1 protein-coding gene is annotated in these 755 nt (G+C 31.9%); it reads right to left on the bottom strand.

The window, feature by feature from the left end:
- Window positions 1-755: primase-helicase family protein (locus tag ES674_RS15470; protein ID WP_246126087.1), on the bottom strand; the 755-nt coding region annotated here is incomplete at both ends.

Genomic DNA, 755 nt, shown 5'->3' with positions numbered 1-755 from the left:
GCTAAATAATATTTAGTATAGGCACCATTCGTGCTTTTTAAGTCAAACTGACTTTTAAGAGTTTCAGAAACTTTAGAGGTAGTTGCTCTGATATTATTTTTGGTCAATTTCTCTAATAAATCACCTAAAGAATACTGAAGCTCTTCTTGCTCGAACATTATAAAATCATCCACCAATATTTCATGGATTTCTTTATCCAAATAAGTCTTGTTTCCCTTAATTAGATTTTTTAAAGCTTCGGTTACAATCTGCTCTTTCCTAAACCACATTCTTGTGGTTCTTTTAGAACTGATTTTTCTCTTATTTAAATAGAACATAAAGTGCGGTAACTCCTTTTTTAAATCCAACAATAAATCTGGATTCTCATTTTCATCTTTCAAACTCGGCACTTTCCTAACCCAGTAGCGAATTTCATCCTTATCTATTTGGATAAAATTACATTCATTATTTGAGCAAAGAATAAACTTGCCAAAAAAGAAAGATTCACTTTTATCAACACCCTTGGATTCTGTTTTATAAGATGCTGCTGTAGAAAGGTTCTTTATGCGCTCACTGTCCTCTCTTTTATCAAGCAAAACTTCATCTACAGACACAATTAACTTATTTGACCAGTCCGAATTAAATCGGCTTCTAAAGTCCTCATTCTTATTAATAGTCATGTTACCTTGAAAAATTAGTTTTAGCCAATTTAAAAACGTCGTTTTACCCGTTTTGCGCTCTTCACTTACCAAACATAAAATTGGTAGTATTTGCGT

The organism is Bizionia myxarmorum (assembly GCF_008086205.1).
GTDB lineage: Bacteria > Bacteroidota > Bacteroidia > Flavobacteriales > Flavobacteriaceae > Algorimicrobium > Algorimicrobium myxarmorum.
Note: the sequence above shows the minus strand (reverse complement) of the source record. Positions and strands in the feature narration are given on the sequence as shown.